Source organism: Streptomyces griseicoloratus, from assembly GCF_014534645.1.
Lineage (GTDB): Bacteria > Actinomycetota > Actinomycetes > Streptomycetales > Streptomycetaceae > Streptomyces > Streptomyces griseicoloratus.
Genome location: NZ_JACVQF010000222.1, coordinates 63,903 through 82,228 on the forward strand (window position 1 = coordinate 63,903; position 18,326 = coordinate 82,228).

Below are 18,326 nucleotides of genomic sequence, written 5' to 3' on the forward strand. Positions count from 1 at the left end.
CCGGGAGGAGACCCGCGCCTTCTCCCCCGCGGAGGGCGCGGGTCTCAGTCCCCGAGGGTGCGGGCGAGTTCGGTGGTGGCCCGGGTGATCTCGGTGTCGCCCTCGGCCAGCAGGCCCCGCAGGGCGCCCCGCCGGGCGCGCACGGCCTGCCGCGCCGCGCGCTCCCAGGCCACGGGGTTCTCCCGGTGGTTGAGCAGCTTGGGATAGACGGCGGCCGTGCTCTCCCACTGCCGGGCGTCGGCGATGTTCTTGAGCAGTTGGATGATCTGCGCCCGGCAGTTCACCTGGGGCCGTTGCGCCAGCTCCCACAGGAAGGGAACCGTCGCGGCGGTCGCCTGCTCGACGACGAAGCCGTACTGACAGATGCGTTTACGCAGATCGCCGAGCGCGGCGGCGGCGGTCTCCGGGTCGCCCCAGGCGACGTTCTCCAGCAGGCGGGGAATGGCCGCCGCGGAGCCGCTGGAGTCCTGGATCTCGTCCCAGGGCACCCGGTCCAGCCCGGCGAGGGGGGCCCTGCCGGCCGGTCCGGACGACGGCGTCTGAAAATCGGTGCGCTCGGTGCTCGGGCGTGGGGTCGGAGCGCTGCGCATGGTGTGGGGCCCTTCCGCGGCAGTCGGGTCAGGTGTGAGGGCTGGTCGGCGTCAGGTGTCCGGGGTGCCGGATGAACCCCTCCCCGCCGCGCGCGGTGCGCAGTGCCCCCGACGCGGGCTCGCCGAGCGGACGGAGGGTTCGGTGCGCAGGTGATGGCACGGCATCTCCCTGATGCGACGTCAGCAGAGGGCGCACAACCGGGGGTTGACGCCACGGCTATTATCCACGCAGACAGCGCTCGCGTGCAATTGCACGAGAAATTGCGCGGAAAAAATCGGCCGGGAGCTCGTGAGGGGCCGGTGAGATGCGGCCCGCTCCCCCGAACGGCAAGGAGACCGCGGTGCCACGGAACGGAGTGCAGGCCAGCTCGCTGGACGCCTGCTGGATGAAGAGCCGGCACAGCAATGCCGAGGGCAACTGCGTCGAGGTCGCCCTCGTGGACGGAGGCATCGCGATGCGCAACTCCCGCGACCCGGACGGCCCGGCGCTCGTCTACACCTCGGCGGAGCTGGCTGCCTTCCTGGCCGGGGCGAAGGAAGGCGAGTTCGACCACTTGCTGTGAGACGCCCGGGAGAGTCGCCGACGGGGCAGCGGCGGCGAAACGGAGCCCAACTAGCCGAATTCCACCGGCGGATGCGCGGGCGACCGACGGGATGAGATAGTGTGCTTCTCAAGTCTGCCGGTCTGCTGGGAGCCAGGATGTCCGCCTCGTCGCATCGCATCTCCCGTCTCGAACCGTATCTCGACCGGCCCGAGCCGGCGCCGACCCTGCTGAAGATGCTCGTCGGCGTCCAGCTGGCGGGCTTCCGCGACGACGCCGGTCTGTCCCAGGAGCAGGCGGCGCGCGAGCTGGGGTTCAGCCCGGCGAAGCTCTCGCGCATCGAGTCGGGCAAGGGCCGCAGGCCGCCGACGGAGAACGACGTCCGCGCACTGCTGGAGCTGTACGGCACCGACGCCTACGAGGCGTCGGTGCTGCTCAAGCTGTTGCGGCGGGCCGGCGAGCCGGGCTGGTGGCAGCGTTACGACAAGCGGCTCATGCCCGAGTGGTTCGACCGGCTGGTGGGCCTCCAGGAGGCCGCCGCGACCATCCGCACCTTCGAGATCCAGTACGTTCCCGGCCTGCTCCAGACGGCGGCCTACACCCGGGCCGTGGTCGAGCGGGGCCTGCCGAACGCGCCCGCCGCCGAGGTGCAGCGCCGGGTCGAGCTGCGCATGCGCCGCGCCGAGCTGCTCCTGCGCACCGACGCGCCGCAGCTTTGGGCGATCATCGACGAGTCGGTGCTGCTGCGGGTGCTGGGCAGCTCCGAGGTCATGCGTGAGCAGCTCACGCACCTCGTCGAGATGGCCGAACGCCCCAATGTGACCCTGCAGATCGTGCCGCTGAACGTGACGAACGCTTCGGCGCCCGCCATCCCGGTCACCTACCTCCGCTTCGGCGGCATCGATCTGCCCGACGTGGTCTACCTGGAGCACATCAAGAGCGCCAACTTCCTGGAGGACCGCGACGAGACCGAGGAGTACCGGTTCGCGCTGGACCGGCTCGCCGACGAGGCGCTGACGCCCCGCGATTCCCTGGAGATGCTGCGGTCGACGATGGCCGGGCGCTACCCCGTGCGGTAGTACGGCCCCACACGGGACCGCACGGGCGGTCTGCGCCGTCGCGCGCGGCCCCGGACCCCGGTGCTAGCGGAGGCGGCCGACGCCGCCGAACTCGATCCACTCCTGCGTGAGCTGGCGCGGAGCCACCTCGTTGTCCGGCCGCCAGGTGGACACCTCCACCAGTCCCGGTTCGAGTATCTCCATGCCCTCGAACCACTCCGCGACGTCCTTCTCCTCGCGGACCCGGCCCCAGTGCCCCTGCGTCGCCTGGTCCATGAACTCCGTGACGGACCGGCGGACCTCCGGGTCGTCGCTGACGAGCTGGCACATCACCGCGTAGCTGCCGGGCACGAGATGCTCGCTCACCCGGCGGACGACGGCCGTCGGGCCGTCGGTGTCGCTGTCCGGTATGCAGTGGAAGACCGAGTTGAACAGCACGGCCACCGGCTGCGAGAAATCGATCAGCCGCCGGGTGTCCGGGTGGGAGAAGATCTCGTCGGTGGAGCGCATGTCGGCGTGTATGACGGCGGTGCGGTCGTTCTGGTCCAGCAGCGCCCGGCCGTGGACGAGGACCATCGGGTCGTTGTCGACGTAGACCACGCGCGACTCGGGGTCGATGCGCTGGGCCACCTGGTGGACGTTGTCCTGCGTCGGCAGACCTGACCCGTGGTCGAGGAACTGGCGGATGCCGTAATCCTCCGCGAGGGTCTTCACCACCCGCTGCAGGAAGCGCCGGTTGTTCAGGGCGAGCCGGCGCGTGCTGGGCACGACCTTGTCGAGTTCCTCGACCGCGGCGCGGTCGGCCGCGTAGTTGTCCTTGCCGCCCAGGTAGTAGTCGTACATACGCGCGGCCGTGGGCACGTTGGCGTCGATCTCCGTGGACAGCTGCTTGTCGCCTTGCATCGTTCCCCCAGCTCCGTACCGCGCCAACTGCACCGGCCTGACAGAGAGTACATCCTAGGGAGCTCGCGTTCGCCGAAACCAGGGCACGAGCGGAATCCGCACAACATGCCCCCGGATCAGGCAGGTTGGGCACGCCTCCGGTGACCGGCGCCCTCCCGGTCCGCGCTCCTGCCGCGGACCGGGAGACGTGCGCCGCGTCAGCCGCGCGAGGCCAGGTACTCGTCGATCCCGGGCGCCCGGTGGGCCTCCTCCACGTTCACCACGCCGCCGACCGCCTTGCGGTCCGGCTTCAGCACGTATGTGGACCGGCTCGCGGGCATGGTGACGTCGGTGAAGTCCTGCGGGGTGCCGAGGCCGGTGTCGGCGTTCTTCTGGGAGCGGTGCGCCTTGACCACGTCCTCCCGGGCGAGGCTGCCGTCCTCGCAGGCCTTCTTCAGGTCGGCGCCCATCAGCTGGGCGGCGTTGTACCCGGACAGGACACCGGAGTCGACGGGTGAGCCGGGGTACTTCTTGCCGTAGGAGGCGACCATCTTCTTCACGCCCGGCAGGTCGGAGCTGACGGCCGGTGCGGCGCTGACCACGTGCACCATGGCCTCCAGGGCCGCCGCGGCCGGCGTCTTCATCAGCTGCGGGGCGTACCCGGGGGCGCTGCTGACGATCGGTACGCGCAGGCCCCGGGAGGCGGCCACGCCCGCGAGGGAGGCGGTCTGGGCGGGGCCCGCGCTGATCAGGACCGCCTTGACGCCGGCCTTGCGCAGCGCCGAGACCTGCGCGGACAGGTCGGTGTCCGTGGCCTTGATCTTCTGGCCGACGACCTTCAGCCCGGCCTTCTGCGCCGCCCACTGCGAGCCCTCCAGCGCGTTGGCGCCGTAGTCGCCCTCGAAGTACACGTGGCCGATGGTGTCTCCCTCGGCGACCTTCTTGGTGCGGGTCAGGAAGTCGACGGCGGCGATCATGTCGAGGTCGTAGGTGGTGCCGAGGACCTGGACGGCGTCCTTGCCGAGCAGGGAGGCCGCCCAGGCCTGCGGGAAGGTCAGGACCTTGTCGCGCTGGATGTCGTCGAGCAGGGCCGCGACCACCGGCGAGCCGATGACCTGGGGCAGCGCCACGACGTCCGGGGAGATGTCGGCGTACGCGGTGACCGCCTTCTGCACGTCGTAGCCGTGGTCCTTGACGACGATCTCGACCTTGCGTCCGCAGATGCCGCCCGCGGCGTTGGTCTCGTCGGCCCACATCTGCTGGGCCTGCACGATGCTCTTGCCGAGCGTGGCGTAGGGGCCGGTCAGGTCGGTCAGCGCGCCCAGCTTGATGGCCTTGTCGGTGACTCCGGGGCCGGCCTTGACGCCGTCGGCGCCGTCGCCTGCGCCGTTGTCGTCCGCCTTGGAGCTGCAGCCGGTGCCCGCGAGCAGCACGGCGGCCAGTGCCGCGGCCAGTGCGGTCCGGGTGGTGCGGGGCCTGGGGTGCGTGACGTTCACGGGGTGTGCTCCTTGGCTCGTGCGGTGGTGGTGGCGGGGGTCCTGGGCGAGGGCCCGGCGTCGGACGGGGCGGTGACGGGTCGCCGGCGGCGCAGACGCGCACGGGTCCGGCGGGCCAGCCCGTGCAGGCCGTCGGGCGCGTACAGCAGGATCACGACGATCGCCGCGCCGTAGAGGTAGCGGGCGGCCTCGGTCGGGCCGATCGAGCCGTCGCCGGAGCCGGGGGTGGCGACCAGCGGCAACTGGTCGGCGTAGCGGGTCATCAGCAGCGGCAGCGCGGTGATGAAGACGGCTCCCGCGGTGGCCCCGGCCACGGAGCCGAGCCCTCCGATGACGATCATGGCGAGGTAGTCGACGGAGAGGGCGAGGGAGAAGTAGTCGGGCACGACGCGGCGGAAGGAGAGCGCCAGCAGGACGCCGGCGAGGCCTGCGTACATCGAGGAGACGACGAACGCCGCCGAGCGGTACCTGGCCACCTGCACGCCCATCACGGACGCGGCGGTCTCGCTGTCGCGCAGCGCGACGAGGGCGCGGCCGGGGCGTCCGCGCAGCAGTCCGCGCGCGGTGAACCAGGTCAGGGCGAACAGGGCGAGGCCCAGGTACCACAGTCGTTCCTCCGCGCCGAACGGCACGCCCAGGACGGTGAGTTCGGGGTCGGTCTCCGTGAAGGAGAAGCCGCCGAGTTCCAGCGGCGGCACCGAGCGTCCGTTGAAACCGCCGGTGACGGAGTCCGCGGTGAGCAGGACGTGGTGGCCGAGGAAGACCAGGGCGAGGGTGGCCACGCCGAGGTAGACGCCCTTGACCCGGCCGGCGACGGGGCTGAACAGTCCGCCCGCCGCGCCGGCGAGCAGCACCGCGAGGACGGCCGCGAGGGCGGGCGGCAGCCCGGGTCCGGGCTCGCCCGCGAGCCACACGTAGCCGTAGGCGCCGACGGCGAGGAAGAAGGCGTGGCCGAGGGAGAGCTGTCCCGCGGTTCCGCTGAGCAGGCCGATCCCGACGGCGCCGATGGCCGCTGCCATGGAGAACAGGCCGATGCGCAGCCAGAAGGCGTCGAGGTAGAAGGGCAGGGCGCACAGGAGGACCGCGAGCAGGAGGGACCCGCCCCGCCTGCGGAGGACGGACGTGAGGACGTCAGACACGGGCCGCTCCCCTCGCCGCGAACAGCCCGGTGGGGCGCACCAGGAGGACCAGGACCATCACGGCGTACGGTGCGACGTCGCCGAAGCCCTCGCCGAGGACGTGCAGGTCGGACTGGTAGCCGGCGACGAGGGCCTCGGTGAGACCGATCAGCATGCTGCCGACCAGCGCGCCGACCGGGGAGGCCATGCCGCCGAGGATCGCGGCCGGGAACGCCTTCAGCGCGATCTGCCCGGTGGTGCGCTCCAGACCGGGTGCCGGGAACGCGACGAGGAAGACCGCGGCCAGCGCGGCGAGGCCGCCCGCCAGGCACCAGGCGATCGCACGTACCCGGGTCAGGCGTACCCCCATGAGGGCGGCGGCCTCGGCGTCCTCGGCGGCGGCCCTGAGGGACAGGCCCCAGGGCGTGAACCGGAAGAGGGCGAACGCCCCCGCGATGGCCACCGCCGACACCACGATGGCGGCGATGCGGCTGTCGGCGACCGTGACGGGACCCAGGTCGGTCACCGAGTCGCCCCAGGGGTCGCCCAGGGTCAGCAGGTCGCCACCGATGCGGCGGGCCAGGTCGGTCACCAGGATGATGTCGATGCCGATGGTGACGATGGTCTGCACGTGCGCGGCGTGGGAGTCGGTGCCGACGCGCTGGAGCACGAGCCGGTCCAGTGCGCCGGCCACGAGCGCCGTCACGACGACCGCCAGGGCCAGGGCTCCGGCGAAGCCGAGGTCGTCGTGGAGGACGGCGACGAGGTAGCCGCCGAGCAGCAGCAGGGAGCCGTGAGCGAAGCTGAGGACCCCGGACGCCTTGAAGATGGTGACGAAGCCGAGGGCGATCAGGGCGTAGACGGAGCCGAGCGCGACGCCGTTGAGGAGGTTGTCGAGGAGGCCGGTCATGCCGCGTCCTCCCCCGTGGTGCCGGTGCCCAGGTAGGCGCGCAGCACCTCGGGGTCGCGGCGGACCTCGTCGGGGGTGCCGTGGGCGATCGCCCTGCCGAAGTCGAGGACGGTGACCTCGTCGGCGAGGCGCATCACCAGTCCCATGTCGTGCTCCACCAGGACGACGGACAGGCCGAGTTCGGCGCGGACGTCGCGGACGACCTCGGCGGTGCGGGCGCGTTCGCCGGCGTTCATGCCGGCCACGGGTTCGTCGAGCAGCAGCACACGGGGCTCCAGGCAGAGGGCGCGGGCGAGTTCGACCCGCTTGCGGTCGCCGTAGGAGAGCAGGGCGACGGGTGTCTCGAAGTGCTCGCCGAGACCGGTGAGTTCGGCGATCTCGCGGGCCCTGGCGAGGTGCTCGCGCTGTTCGCGCGCCGCCCGCGGCAGGCGCAGGGCGCTGGCGGCGAACCCGGCGCGGGACAGGACGTGGCGGCCCAGCATCAGGTTGTCGGCGACCGTTCCCTGGGTGGTGACGATGTTCTGGAAGGTGCGGGCCACCCCGAGGGCGGCGATGCGGTGCGGGGCGAGCCGGGTCAGCTCGGCGTCGCCGAGCCGTACGGAGCCCTGGGCGGGCCGGTACAGGCCGGACAGGACGTTGAAGCAGGTGGACTTGCCCGCGCCGTTGGGTCCGATGACGGCGTGCACGGTGCCCGGGGCAACGGTGAAGGAGACGTCGTCGAGGGCCGTGAGGCCGGCGAAGCGCACGGTCACGTCCCGGACGTCGAGCGCGGGAGGTGCGGCGGTACGGGTGGTCACGCGGCCCCCTGACCGTCGGCGGTCTCGCCCAGGTAGAGGCGGCGCACCGCGTCCGTCCGGGCGAGTTCGCCGGCGGGTCCGGACAGCCCGATCTCGCCGACCTCCAGGACGTGGGCGTGGTCGGCCAGGGACAGTGCCATGCCGGCGTTCTGCTCGACCAGCAGCACCGCGGTGCCCTGGGTGTGGATCTCGCGGATCACCTCGGCGATCCGGTGCACCATCTGCGGGGCGAGGCCGAGCGAGGGTTCGTCGAGCAGCAGGAGCCGGGGTGCGGCCATCAGGGCACGGCCGATGGCCAGCATCTGCTGCTCGCCGCCGGACAGCAGGCCGGCGGCCTGATGGGTGCGTTCGGCGAGCCGCGGGAAGAGGGCGAAGACGCGGTCCCGGGCCTGGCGGACCTGGGCCGGGGCGCGCCGCGAGAGGCCGAGCCCGCCGGCCCGCAGGTTCTCGTCGACGGTGAGCCCGGCGAACACCCGCCTGCCCTCGGGCACCTGGACGACTCCGGCGCGTACCGCGGCGACCGGGTCCCGGCCGTCGAGGACCGTGTCGCCGTAGCGGACGCGGCCGGCCGTGATCGCGCCGCGGTGCAGGCGCAGCGTGCCCGACACGGCCCGCAGCAGGGTCGTCTTGCCGGCGCCGTTGGCGCCGAGGAGGGCGACGACGCCGCCGTGCGGAACGGTCAGGGACACGGAACGGAGGGCGGACAGGGCGCGCCCGTACGTCACGTCGAGGCTCTCGACGTGCAGCGCGGGTTCGCCGTCCGGTGGTGCTGCGGGCATCGCGGCTCCTTGGGACCGTGCCGGAGCGGCACGGTGACGGGGGAAGGGGGGAGCTCACGACAGCACGGGCGGCGGGGGCCGTACAGGGCCACCGGACCGGGTCGCTGCGGCGTCCCAGTCCGGGGCCGGTGAGTCTGTGCGGATGCCCAGGCACGGACGATCCGGCCGGGAACCTCCCGCCCCCGGTCCGGCGGCTCATGCCGCGGACGGCCCCGGAATCCGGCACCCCCTCGCCGACTGCATCAGGGCCCGCGGACCTCGCGACGAAGGTGACGGCTGCCGCCCCGGCTCCCTCCTCCGCCCTGCAGCCCGACGTGCCGGAGCCCGCGCGCCCATGTGGACAGGCCGGCGGCTCACGCCGCGGAGGCCGGGGTCCGCACCCCTCGCCGACTGTCTCAAGGACGGCGGACCTGGCGGCGACGGTGGCGGCTGGCGCCCCGGCTCCCTCGTCCGCCTCGCAGCCGGACGCGCCGGAGCCCGCGCGCCCATGGCGACAAGCCGGCGGATCACGCTGCGGACGCCGGAGTCCGGCACCCCCTCGCCGACTGCCCCAGGGGCGGGGGGCCTCGCGGCCCCGGTGGCGGCTGTCGACGAGCCATCGCCGGTGTGCTGTGGCCCGGGCCGCCGGGCAGGGCCTAGTCGCGCAGCAGTCGGCGGGCGGTCAGGGCCAGGCTGATTTCGACCAGGTCGGCCGGGCGGGCCAGGGAGCGTCCGGTGAGCTGCTCGCAGCGGCGCAGGCGGTTGAGCACGGTGTTGCGGTGGCAGTAGAGGCGTTCGCCGGCCCGCTGTGCCGAGCCGTCGCAGTCGAGCCAGGTGGTCAGGGTGTCCAGCAGGACCTCCCGGTCGGCGGGTTCCAGCCGCAGCAGTGGTCCGAGCACCTTCTGGGCGAGGGCCCCGCCCAGGTCGGGGCTGGAGACGACCAGGGCCGCGGGCAGGTGGTCGGCGAGGCGGACCCGGCCGCCGGCCTCGGGGCAGACGCCGAGGGCGGTGTCGGCGAGCCTGCGCGCCTCGCCCACCGCGGCCAGCCCGGCGACGGGACTGCCGACGCCGATCCGGACGCCCGGGGGCGGAGCCGCGGGCACGGGTTCCGGTTCCGGCGGTACGTCCTCGCCGGCGCCGTCGACCAGGACGATGCCGTAGTCGACGTCCGTGCCGGCGTGCCAGTGGACCCGCGTTCCGTCGGGTACGGCGGCGGCCCGGGCGGCGTCGGGACGGGCGGGGTGCCCGCCGGCCACGGCGACGACGACGTACCGGCCGTGTTCCGGCAGGTCCAGCACCTGGGCGGCCTCGGGCAGGTCGGCGATGCGGCTGGTGCCGTCGAGGAGACCGGCCGCCAGCAGCCGGGCACGGTCGCGGCGGCGCCGCCCGAGCTGCCACTCGGTCTGCCGGTAGGCGTCCGCGGCGAGGGTGCAGTGCTCGTCGACGAAGTCCCACACGTCGGCCGCCACGTGCACCAGCAGGCGGACGTCCTCGGGTGCGGTGCGGGCGGTCTCCTCGATCAGCCCCTGCCACACCAGGGAGCCGCCCAGGCGGAACGCGTGCAGCAGGGCGTCCAGCGGCAGTCCCTGTTCGGCGCGGGCGGCGCCGATCCGCCAGGAGCAGCGGCGGGCCGCGTCCCGGGTACCGCGCGGATCGACCAGCGAGTTCACGCTGTACCGCAGCGAGCGGTGTGCCTCCTGCCAGGTCCCGGAGGGGTCCTTCGCGGCGGCGGCGCGGTAGGCCGGCTCCTGTTCGTGCAGGGCGGCCACCAGCCGGTCGGTGAGGCCGGGGAGGTCGTCGAGCAGGGCACGGGCGGCCCGGTGCAGGACGTACAGGGCGTCGGCGTCGATCAGCGACGCGACGCTCGGTGTGCGCGGGCGTGGTACGGGCGTGAGTCCGCTGCGGATCGCTGCTCGTGACCGTACGGCGTGCTGCATGGCGGCCCTCCCCCTGGCTAGGGCTTTCCGGGGCCGTCCCGCGGCGGGCTGTCCGCGTGCGGGGCCCGTCCCCTGACTCGTCCTACCCGCAGGATGGCATACCGTCCGGTCGGTCCCTAGACTTGTGCACCGGTCTTTTCGGCCTGCTCGACCATGCGGGCCAGCTCCAGGCGGGAGCGCACGCCGAGCGTCGCGAACACCTTCCGCAGGTGGTAGTCGACCGTGCGGGTGCTCACCGCGAGACTCAGCGCGACCTCGCGGTTGGTGGCGCCCTCGGCGACGTGGCGCGCGATGCGCAGCTGCTGCGGCGTGAGGCGGGTCAGCGCCCCGGCACCCGCCCCGCGCGAGGCCGCCCCGAGCGCCCGCAGTTCGCCGCGTGCCTGCTCCGCCCACACGCCGGCGCCGCAGCGCTCGAACCCCGCCAGGGCGGTGCCGAGGCGGTCGCGGGCCTCGCGCGGCCGGCGACGGCGGCGCAGCCACTTGCCGTACAGCAGCTCCGTCCGGGCCCGTTCGAAGTCTCCGCCCGCCTCGTCGTGGCGGGCCAGGGCGCGCCGGTAGAGGTCGTCGGCGCGGTCCGGCGGGGCCAGCAGTGCGTGGCAGCGGGCCAGTTGGGCGGCGGCCTGCGGGTCGGCGCCGAAGGCCGCCCAGCCGGCGAAGTCCGTCAGGAGCGCACGGGCGTCGTCGTGCCGTCCGGCGAGGACCGCGGCCTCCACGAAGCACGGCACGGCGAGCCGCCACACCGCGAAGTGGCCGCGCCGGGGCCCGGGCAGGACCAGCAGACCGAGCCGGTCGGCGGCGTCGAACGGTCGGCCGCGCCCGAGGTCGGCGCGGGCCGCCGCCCACTCCGCCAGGGTGGCCGCCTGGACCAGCCCGTGCCGCCGCGCGGTGGTCAGCGCGGCCGTCACGTGCCGGGCGACGACGTCCGGTTCCTCCTCGATCGACGCCGCGAGGGCCAGTGCCGCGTGGTGATGGGCCGCCGTGTTGCGCTGCCCGGCGCGGAGCGCGGTGCGCAGGCCCTCCTCGGCGTGGGCCCGGGCCTGCGCGTGCCGGCCCGCGCGCAGTTCGGCGTAGGCCAGGTACTCCAGTGCCTGCGGCACCAGTGCCTCCGACCCGATGGACCGGGCCGCGGCCAGCGCCCGCGCTCCGGCCCGGCGGGCGGCGTCCACGTCCCCGAGCAGCAGGGCGGCCGCCGCCGACCGCAGCAGTCCCTCGGGCCGGTCGTCGCTGCCCGCCCGGTCCACCACGTGCCCGAGCGGCACGGCGGCCCGGTCGAGCCGCCCTTCCAGCAGCGCCCGCATGCCGAGGCGGTGATCGCGCACGGGGTCGGGCCGGTCGGACCGGCCCGACGTGTGAGGCGGCGACCCCTCCTGCGCAGGGCGCGGTCCGGCGCCCAGCGTCGCCAGACACGCCGTCAGATCGCCGGCCGACCATGCCGCGTCGGCCGCGGCGAGGGCGGCCGTCGCCGCCTGGCCGGGGGCGTCGGCGGCGAGCAGGGCCGCGGCCAGCAGGAGGGACTGGTGGGCGTCGCCGACGGGGCCGTCCCGCAGTTCCGTCAGCCCGCGCACCAGCTCCGCCCGCCCCCGTACCACGGCCGGTCCGCCGCAGTCGCGGGCGGCGGCGAGCAGCGGACGCGCCCGGTCCGGCCGCCCGGCGAGCAGCGCCTGTTCGGCGGCGGCCGTGTACCGCTCCGCCCGGGCCGGGCCGGGCGACGACAGCTCGGCGGCCCGGGCGTACGCCAGCGCGCGCTGCCGGTGGGAGACGACGGCAGCGGCGTCGGCGGCCTCCGCCCCCAGCCGGTCGGCGAGCGCCGGCACGGGCGCCCCGCCGGGCAGGGACCAGGACCGGTGCAGCAGTGAGGGCAGCCGGTGTCCGCGGGCTTCCAGGACGTCCGCGAGGGCCCGGTGCGCGGCACGGCGCCGGCCGGGGGCCGCGGTGGCGTGGGCGGCGCGGCCGAGCAGCGGGCTGAGGAAGCGGAGCCGGCCCTCCGCGAGGGCCAGGTACTCGGGCGGCTGCTCGGGGTCCGGTGCGGGCGCGGCGGGCCGCAGCTGCCGTACGGCGGTCAGGACGAGGTCCGCGTCGACGTCCGGGACGTCCGACGCCCGTAGCGCCGCCGCCACCGTCAGCAGGAGGTCCCGCGCCCGCGGGTCCGGGCCGTCCAGTGCGGCCCGGCCCGCCACGTCCGCCAGGGTTCCGGCGTCGGCCAGGGGCCGTGGCAGCGGTCGGTGGCCGCGCAGTTCGGCGGGTGACAGGCGCCGGGCCAGGGCGAGCAGCAGGGCCGGGTTCCCCTCCGCCTCGGCCAGCAGCTGTTCGCGTACGGCGGGGGCGGCGGCGCCGTCGGTCACCTCGTCGAGCAGGGCGTCGGCCTGCGGCGGCGTCAGCGGGTCCAGGCGTACGACGGGAAGGTGGGCGAACTCCGGGTCGACGGCGCGGTGTCCGGCGACGGACAGCAGCAGCCCGACCCGGCCCCCGTCGTGCGGGTCGCCGGCGGCGCGGCCGAGGGCGGCCCGGGCCGGGGCGTCCCACCGATGCGCGTCGTCGGCGCACACGAGCAGCGGCGCGTCGCCGGCGCCGGCACCGGCCGCCGCCCGCAGGGCCGCGAGCAGTCGCTCCGGTGTGGTGCCGGTCGCCCTCGGGATCGTCGTCCGCCCGCCGTCCCGGCCGACGGCCGTGAAGCCGTCCGGTCCGTTCCCGAGGCGCAGCACCGCCCCCGCGTCGAAGGACCGGGCGGCCCAGTGAAGGAGGGTGGTCCGGCCGAGACCGGGCTCCCCGGTCACCACGAGCCGGCCGCTGTCGCTCCGCAGCCGCTCCAACAGCGCGCCCACCGCATGCCGTTGCGCGTCCTGGCCGTGGATCCGCACGGCCTCACGTACCGTCGTCTCTCCGGTCATTCCCGGGAGGTTACGCGCGCGTAACCTGAGGTGGAAGCCGCTGGTCCGCACGTCTCTCCGGGCCGTCGGCCGTGCCACCTGCGTTTCTCTCCGCCCCGGGCCGGCGACGGCGTGTGCCGCTGCCCAGTGCGCCGGGCCGGGTGCCGTGCGCCGGCACAGCGCCGGCGGCGGCCGCACGGGTACGCGCGACCGCCGCCGGGTGGTGCCGGATGCGTCAGGAGCCGTGCGGGCAGTTGCCGCGGTACTCCTCGATGGTCAGGCTCGGCCGCGGCAGCGGGCACAGGAACTGCTCGTAGCGGGTGTCGTTGTCGATGAACCGCTTGAGCCAGGAGATGCTGTACTTCGCGATCGTCGTGTTCGACGTGTTGGGCGCGAAGTGCGTGGCGTTGTTCAGCTCCAGGTAGGCGCGGTCCGTGGCGGACGGCAGGCTGGAGTAGAAGGGCTCCGAGTGCGAGGAGACCGGGGCGATCGTGTCGCCGTCGGCTCCGATGATCAGCGTCGGGGTGCTGACCTCGGGCCAGGTCTTGTCCAGGTTCCAGGGCGTCAGGGGGATCGCGGCCTGGAGGGACGGACGGGACTTGGCGGCCTCCAGGGTGCCGCCTCCGCCCATCGAGTGGCCCATGACGCCGAGCCGGCTGCTGTCGATCCGGCCGCGTACGGAGCTGCGCTCGGTGAGGTAGTCCAGGGCCGCGAGCAGTTGCCGGCCGCGGGAGTCGGGCTGGTCGAGCGTGGTGTTGGTGTCGATGGTGAACACCACGAAGCCCTGCGAGGCCAGGCGCGGCCCGAGCCAGGCGATGGAGGACTGCAGGGCGGTGAAGCCGGGCGATATCACGACGGCGCCGAAGGTGCCGTCACTGGTGCTGGTGGGGTAGTAGATGGTGCCGCCGCCGAAGCCCGTGACGGCGAGCGAGGAGACGCTGGTGTCCGACACCGCGTACGGGCCGCGCAGTGCCTCGATGCTGGACTCGGTGGGCGCCGGGCCGCGCTCGTAGGGGTTGTCGGCGGCATGGGCGCCGGGGCTGCTGAGGGTACCGAGCCCGACGACGGCGGCGATGGCCGCCGTCACGCCGGCGAGCCGCCGCCGCATGCCGCCGGACGCCGGGCGGGAGGCGGTGCGGGTGTGGGGGTGCTGGTGCACGACGAGTCGTCCTCTCTGTCGTGGCGAGGGGACCGGCCGGGGTCGCACACGGCCCGGGAACGCGTGGGGTCGCGTCCCGGGACAGCCGCCGGCCGGGCGTCGCCGATGTGCTGGCGGTGCCACTGTCGACGGACGGTGCGGCCGTGGGGATCGGCAGAATCACCGGTCTTCCGGGACGGGCGGGGCGACCGCGCCCACAGGCCGACGACGGTGCCGACGGGACGATCCGGCCCGCTCGTACCGGGGTCTCGGGGCCGGTGCACCGCGTACCGGCGGGGCAGGCCGGCCACCGCACGGCGGGAGGTGGACGCAGGAACTCCGGGTGGCGCGCCTGCGGCCCGGCCCGTCGAAATCCCGTACGGGCGCCGTCACTTCTTCGCGGAACCGGCCCGGTCGCGGCAGGCCCCCGTCGTGTGGCACGCTCGGCGTCGGTGGGCCGGCCGGCACGGGGTCCGGCACCGTGGAGAGGCGGCGGCATGCGCATCGGACTGCTCGGCACCGGCCCCTGGGCGGACATGGCGCACGCCCCTGCCCTGCGCCGGCACGACGGCCTGGAGTTCGTGGGCGTGTGGGGGCGGCGCCCCGCGGCCGCCGAGGAGTTGGCGGACCGTCACGGCACGCGTGCGTACGACGACGTGGACGCCCTGCTGGCCGACGTCGAGGCCGTGGCGGTCGCGCTCCCTCCGGGGGTGCAGGCCGAACTGGCGGTGCGGGCGGCGCGGGCCGGGTGCCATCTGCTGCTCGACAAGCCGCTCGCGGCGACGGTGCCGCAGGGCCGGGCGGTGGTCGAGGCGGTGCGGGAGGCCGGCGTCGCCTCCGTCGTCTTCCTCACCACCCGGTTCCAGTCCGAGACCGAGGCGTGGATCACCGAACAGTCGGCTTCCGACGGCTGGTTCACCGCGCGGGCACAGTGGCTCGGCGCGGTGTTCACCGGCGACAGCCCGTTCGCCGCCTCTCCGTGGCGGCGCGAGAAGGGCGCCCTGTGGGACGTGGGCCCGCACGCCCTGTCCGTACTGCTTCCGGTCCTCGGGGACGCCCGGCGCGTGGCGGCGGCCGCGCAGGGTCCCGGCGACACCGTCCACCTGGTCCTGGACCACGCCGGCGGCGCCTCCAGCGCACTCACACTCAGTCTGACGGCACCGCCCGCCGCGGCGGGGGCCGCGGTGGAGCTGCGGGGCCGGACCGGAGTGACGCTGCTGCCGGAGACGACGGAGGGTCCGGTGCCCGCTCTGCTGCGTGCCGTGGACGCGCTCCTCGCCGCCGCCCGGGACGGGCGCCCGCATCCGTGCGACGCGGCGTTCGGCCTGCGGATCACCGAGGTCCTCGCCGAGGCGGAGGCCCGGTTGCGCGACGGACGGTGACTCCGCCCGGCCGTCGGACGCGGCCCGGCCGCGCGCACGGACCGCTGATCTCCCCGCCGGGTTGTACAGCAAACAACTGATTGCCAGGCAAAGGGAGTTGGGCTTGGATCGGGCGGGTGCCCGGTGGGGGCCGGGCACGGATGAATCAGGGGGGATTCATGCGCGGAAAGCTCAGAGCCATGGTGGTCGCGGTCGCCGCCTCGGCGTGCGCCACGGCGCTGCCGGCGCCCGTGGACGCCCTCGCGTCGCCGCACGACCGGCACGAGAGGGCCGAGGCCCCGTCCGTGCAGCGCATCACCGAGGGTGCGAACGGCGCCTCGGGGGACGCCTCGGTCAGCGCGAACGGCCGGTACGTCGTCTTCGAGTCGTCCGCCGACAACCTGGTGCCGGGCGACACCAACGCCGTGACGGACGTCTTCCTGCACGACCTGCGCACGCACCGCACCGAACGGATCAGCCTGACCCCGGACGGAGCCGAGACACCGGACGGCGGCAGCTCACCCGTGATCAGCGCCACCGGCCGGTACGTCGTCTTCCGCTCGCGCGCTCTCGTGGGGGACGAGGAGCGGTACGGGTACGTCCGCCGTGACCTCAGGACCGGCGACACCGACTGGGTCGGCGGCACCGACGAGCTCTACGAGGGACGCGGCACCCTGACGGGGGCCTCCGTCAGCGCCGACGGGCGGTACGTCTCCTTCACCGCGCGGCAGACCGGAACCGGCCGCCCGGGCCACCGCACCGCCGTGCGGGACCTCGCCACCGGCGAGCTGACGCTCCTGGCGTCCCCCTGGGCGAGCGAGGGCCACCTCGGCGACGACGGCCGCCGGCTCGTCTACTGGGAGAGCGTCCCCGCTCCCGTCCAGAACCCGCCGTCCCGGGTCTTCCTCCAGGACCTGCGGACCGGCGAGTCCCGGCGGCTCGACGTGGCGGCGGACGGCTCCACCACCACCTCCCGCTCGGGTTTCCCGGCGATCAGCGGCAACGGGCGGGTCGCCGCCTTCGCCTCGTGGGCGACCGACCTGGTGCCCGGCGAGGACGCCAACGGCGCGGGACTCGACGTCTTCGTCACCGACCTGCGCACCGGGAAGATCCGGCGCGTCGACGCGCCCGTCCCGCAGGGCCACAGCACCACCCCGTCCCTGAGCGGCGACGGCCGGTACGTCGTCTTCGGCTTCACACCGCCGGGCACCACCTGGGGCACCACCCACCTGTACCGGACGGACCTGCGCACCGGGCGTACCGCTCTCGTCAGCCGGACCCCGGACGGGACGCCCGCCTCCGCCACGACGGGACAGCGGCCGGCCGACGCCCACGGCCGCACCGTCGTCTTCTCCTCCGCCGACGGCACCCTGGCGCCCGGTACTCCCAGCCCGGGCGGCGACGTGTACGTGCGCACGATCCGCTGACCGGTCCCGCGCACCGGGACCGGTCCGACCGCTTCCGAAGGGGGAATTCACAGCCATGCGAAGAAGACTCGGAGCCGCGACCGCGGCGGTCGCTGCCGCGTGCGTCGCGGCGGTACTGATGCCCACCGGGGCCCAGGCGGCACCGCAGGGCGCGCACCAGGGCACGCACGGGAAGAAGAAGCCGAAGGCCCCGCACACCGTCCGGCTCACCCAGGGCGCCGACGCGAAGTCCGAGGCCCCGTCGCTCAGCGCCGACGGCCGCTACGCGATCTTCACCTCGTGGGCCTCCGACCTGGTCCCCGGAGACACCAACGCCGCCCCCGACGTCTTCGTGCGGGATCTGAGGACGGGTCGGATCCAGCGGGTCAGCACCGACGCCGCCGGTGGCCAGTCCCCGCTCGGCGGCACCGCGGGGGCCATCAGCGCGAACGGCCGGTACGTGGTCTTCGTGTCGACGTCGCCCGGCCTGATCCCGGGCGAGGTCCACGGCCCGTCGTCGGTCTACTGGCGCGATCTGCGGACCGGGGAGCTGAGGTTCGCCGGCGACGAGATCGAGGGTGTCGTGCGGTGGGCGCGGGAGGCCTCCGTGAGCGCCGACGGCCGGTACGTCGCGTTCGAGTCGAGCGACACCGTTCCCAAGCCGGGCAGGTCGGTCGCCGTGCGCGACATGCACACCGGTGAGCTGAAGAAGCAGCCGTACACCATGACCCTGGCCTACGGCCCGCGGCTCAGCGACGACGGCAGCGTCATGGTGTACACCAACGGCAACTACTACCCGATCGGCAACTCCCCCACCGACGTCAAGGTCGCGGACCCGCACACCGGGGCCAACCGGTCGCTGCACACCCGGCCCGACGGCACCCGCGGCAACGGCAGGGTGTCGCAGGGCGGCATCAGCGGCGACGGCCGCCACGCCACCTTCACCTCGACGGCCACCGACCTCGGTCCCGAGGACACCAACGGCGCCGGATCCAACGTCTTCGTCCGCGACCTGCGCACCGACGCCCTGCGCATCGTCGAGGCACCCGACCCCGCCCTCTCGACCGCCGACGGGGTGCTGAGCCGCGACGGCCGGTACCTGCTGTTCCGGGCGTTCGAGACCTCTGTGGACCCGGGCACCTGGTACCTGCGCGACCTGCGCAAGGGCCGCACCGAGCTGGCGATCCGCGGCACGGACGGCACACCGGTGCAGGCGAAGACCGGATTCCGGCCGCTCGACGCCCGGGGGCGGACGGTGGCGTTCTCCTCGACGGCCGAGAACGTGGCCCCGGGCCCGCGCAGCCCGGGAGCGGACGCCTACGTGCAGCGTCCGCGCTGACCGAGCGCAGTCCCGGCCGGCGGTGCGCCGCCGGCCGGGACGCCGGCGATCCGCCGGGGGGCGACGGCGGCCACCCGATGCCGGTCCGGCTTAAGCGGGTCTTAAGCACCGGTTAAGCGTTCCCGCC

General features: G+C 74.6%; 15 protein-coding genes. 5 read left to right on the forward strand and 10 right to left on the reverse strand.

Annotated elements, in window-relative coordinates; genetic code table 11:
* Positions 1-44: 44 nt before the first annotated feature.
* Positions 45-590 (reverse strand): hypothetical protein, encoded by a 546-nt coding sequence (locus H0H10_RS29910; protein ID WP_188184266.1) that lies wholly within the window; start codon positions 588-590, stop codon positions 45-47.
* A 305-nt stretch (positions 591-895) separates the two neighbouring features.
* Between H0H10_RS29910 and H0H10_RS29915 the strand changes: the two genes are divergently transcribed.
* Positions 896-1,153: a DUF397 domain-containing protein gene (locus H0H10_RS29915; RefSeq protein ID WP_223180633.1), complete on the forward strand. Its 258-nt coding sequence runs from the start codon at positions 896-898 to the stop codon at positions 1,151-1,153.
* A gap of 137 nt (positions 1,154-1,290) precedes the next feature.
* Positions 1,291-2,211, forward strand: a complete 921-nt coding sequence (locus tag H0H10_RS29920; RefSeq protein WP_188184352.1) for a helix-turn-helix domain-containing protein — start codon at positions 1,291-1,293, stop codon at positions 2,209-2,211.
* 63 nt (positions 2,212-2,274) lie between these two features.
* Here H0H10_RS29920 and H0H10_RS29925 read toward each other — a convergent pair whose 3' ends face one another.
* From H0H10_RS29925 to bdeA, 9 genes are all read right to left on the reverse strand, one after another.
* Positions 2,275-3,093 carry an SAM-dependent methyltransferase gene (locus H0H10_RS29925; RefSeq protein ID WP_188184268.1) on the reverse strand — a complete coding sequence of 273 codons (819 nt, stop codon included), beginning with the start codon at positions 3,091-3,093 and terminating at the stop codon, positions 2,275-2,277.
* A gap of 197 nt (positions 3,094-3,290) precedes the next feature.
* Complete coding sequence (locus H0H10_RS29930) at positions 3,291-4,568, reverse strand: ABC transporter substrate-binding protein (RefSeq protein ID WP_188184269.1); 1,278 nt, start codon at positions 4,566-4,568, stop codon at positions 3,291-3,293.
* A complete protein-coding gene (locus tag H0H10_RS29935; protein ID WP_188184270.1) occupies positions 4,565-5,707 on the reverse strand; it encodes a branched-chain amino acid ABC transporter permease in 1,143 nt (380 codons plus the stop codon). Before H0H10_RS29935 ends, H0H10_RS29930 begins: the two co-directional genes overlap by 4 nt.
* Entirely contained in the window at positions 5,700-6,596 is an 897-nt protein-coding gene (locus H0H10_RS29940) for a branched-chain amino acid ABC transporter permease (protein ID WP_188184271.1), read from the reverse strand. Before H0H10_RS29940 ends, H0H10_RS29935 begins: the two co-directional genes overlap by 8 nt.
* Positions 6,593-7,393 carry an ABC transporter ATP-binding protein gene (locus tag H0H10_RS29945; RefSeq protein ID WP_188184272.1) on the reverse strand — a complete coding sequence of 267 codons (801 nt, stop codon included), beginning with the start codon at positions 7,391-7,393 and terminating at the stop codon, positions 6,593-6,595. The genes H0H10_RS29940 and H0H10_RS29945 overlap by 4 nt, the downstream gene beginning before the upstream one ends.
* Entirely contained in the window at positions 7,390-8,172 is a 783-nt protein-coding gene (locus H0H10_RS29950; RefSeq protein ID WP_188184273.1) for an ABC transporter ATP-binding protein, read from the reverse strand. The genes H0H10_RS29945 and H0H10_RS29950 overlap by 4 nt, the downstream gene beginning before the upstream one ends.
* Before the next feature lie 635 nt (positions 8,173-8,807).
* Positions 8,808-10,088, reverse strand: a complete 1,281-nt coding sequence (locus H0H10_RS29955) for a PucR family transcriptional regulator (protein WP_188184274.1) — start codon at positions 10,086-10,088, stop codon at positions 8,808-8,810.
* A gap of 116 nt (positions 10,089-10,204) precedes the next feature.
* Positions 10,205-12,976 (reverse strand): helix-turn-helix transcriptional regulator, encoded by a 2,772-nt coding sequence (locus H0H10_RS29960; protein WP_188184275.1) that lies wholly within the window; start codon positions 12,974-12,976, stop codon positions 10,205-10,207.
* A 214-nt stretch (positions 12,977-13,190) separates the two neighbouring features.
* Positions 13,191-14,114: a bis(hydroxyethyl) terephthalate hydrolase gene (bdeA, locus tag H0H10_RS29965; RefSeq protein WP_188184276.1), complete on the reverse strand. Its 924-nt coding sequence runs from the start codon at positions 14,112-14,114 to the stop codon at positions 13,191-13,193.
* A gap of 476 nt (positions 14,115-14,590) precedes the next feature.
* Here bdeA and H0H10_RS29970 point away from each other — a divergent pair, with 476 nt between their 5' ends.
* From H0H10_RS29970 to H0H10_RS29980, 3 genes are all read left to right on the forward strand, one after another.
* Positions 14,591-15,475, forward strand: a complete 885-nt coding sequence (locus tag H0H10_RS29970) for a Gfo/Idh/MocA family protein (RefSeq protein WP_188184277.1) — start codon at positions 14,591-14,593, stop codon at positions 15,473-15,475.
* Positions 15,476-15,633: 158 nt separating this feature from the next.
* Entirely contained in the window at positions 15,634-16,881 is a 1,248-nt protein-coding gene (locus H0H10_RS29975) for a TolB family protein (protein WP_188184278.1), read from the forward strand.
* Between the two features lie 55 nt (positions 16,882-16,936).
* A complete protein-coding gene (locus H0H10_RS29980) occupies positions 16,937-18,199 on the forward strand; it encodes a TolB family protein (RefSeq protein WP_188184279.1) in 1,263 nt (420 codons plus the stop codon).
* Positions 18,200-18,326 lie beyond the last annotated feature (127 nt).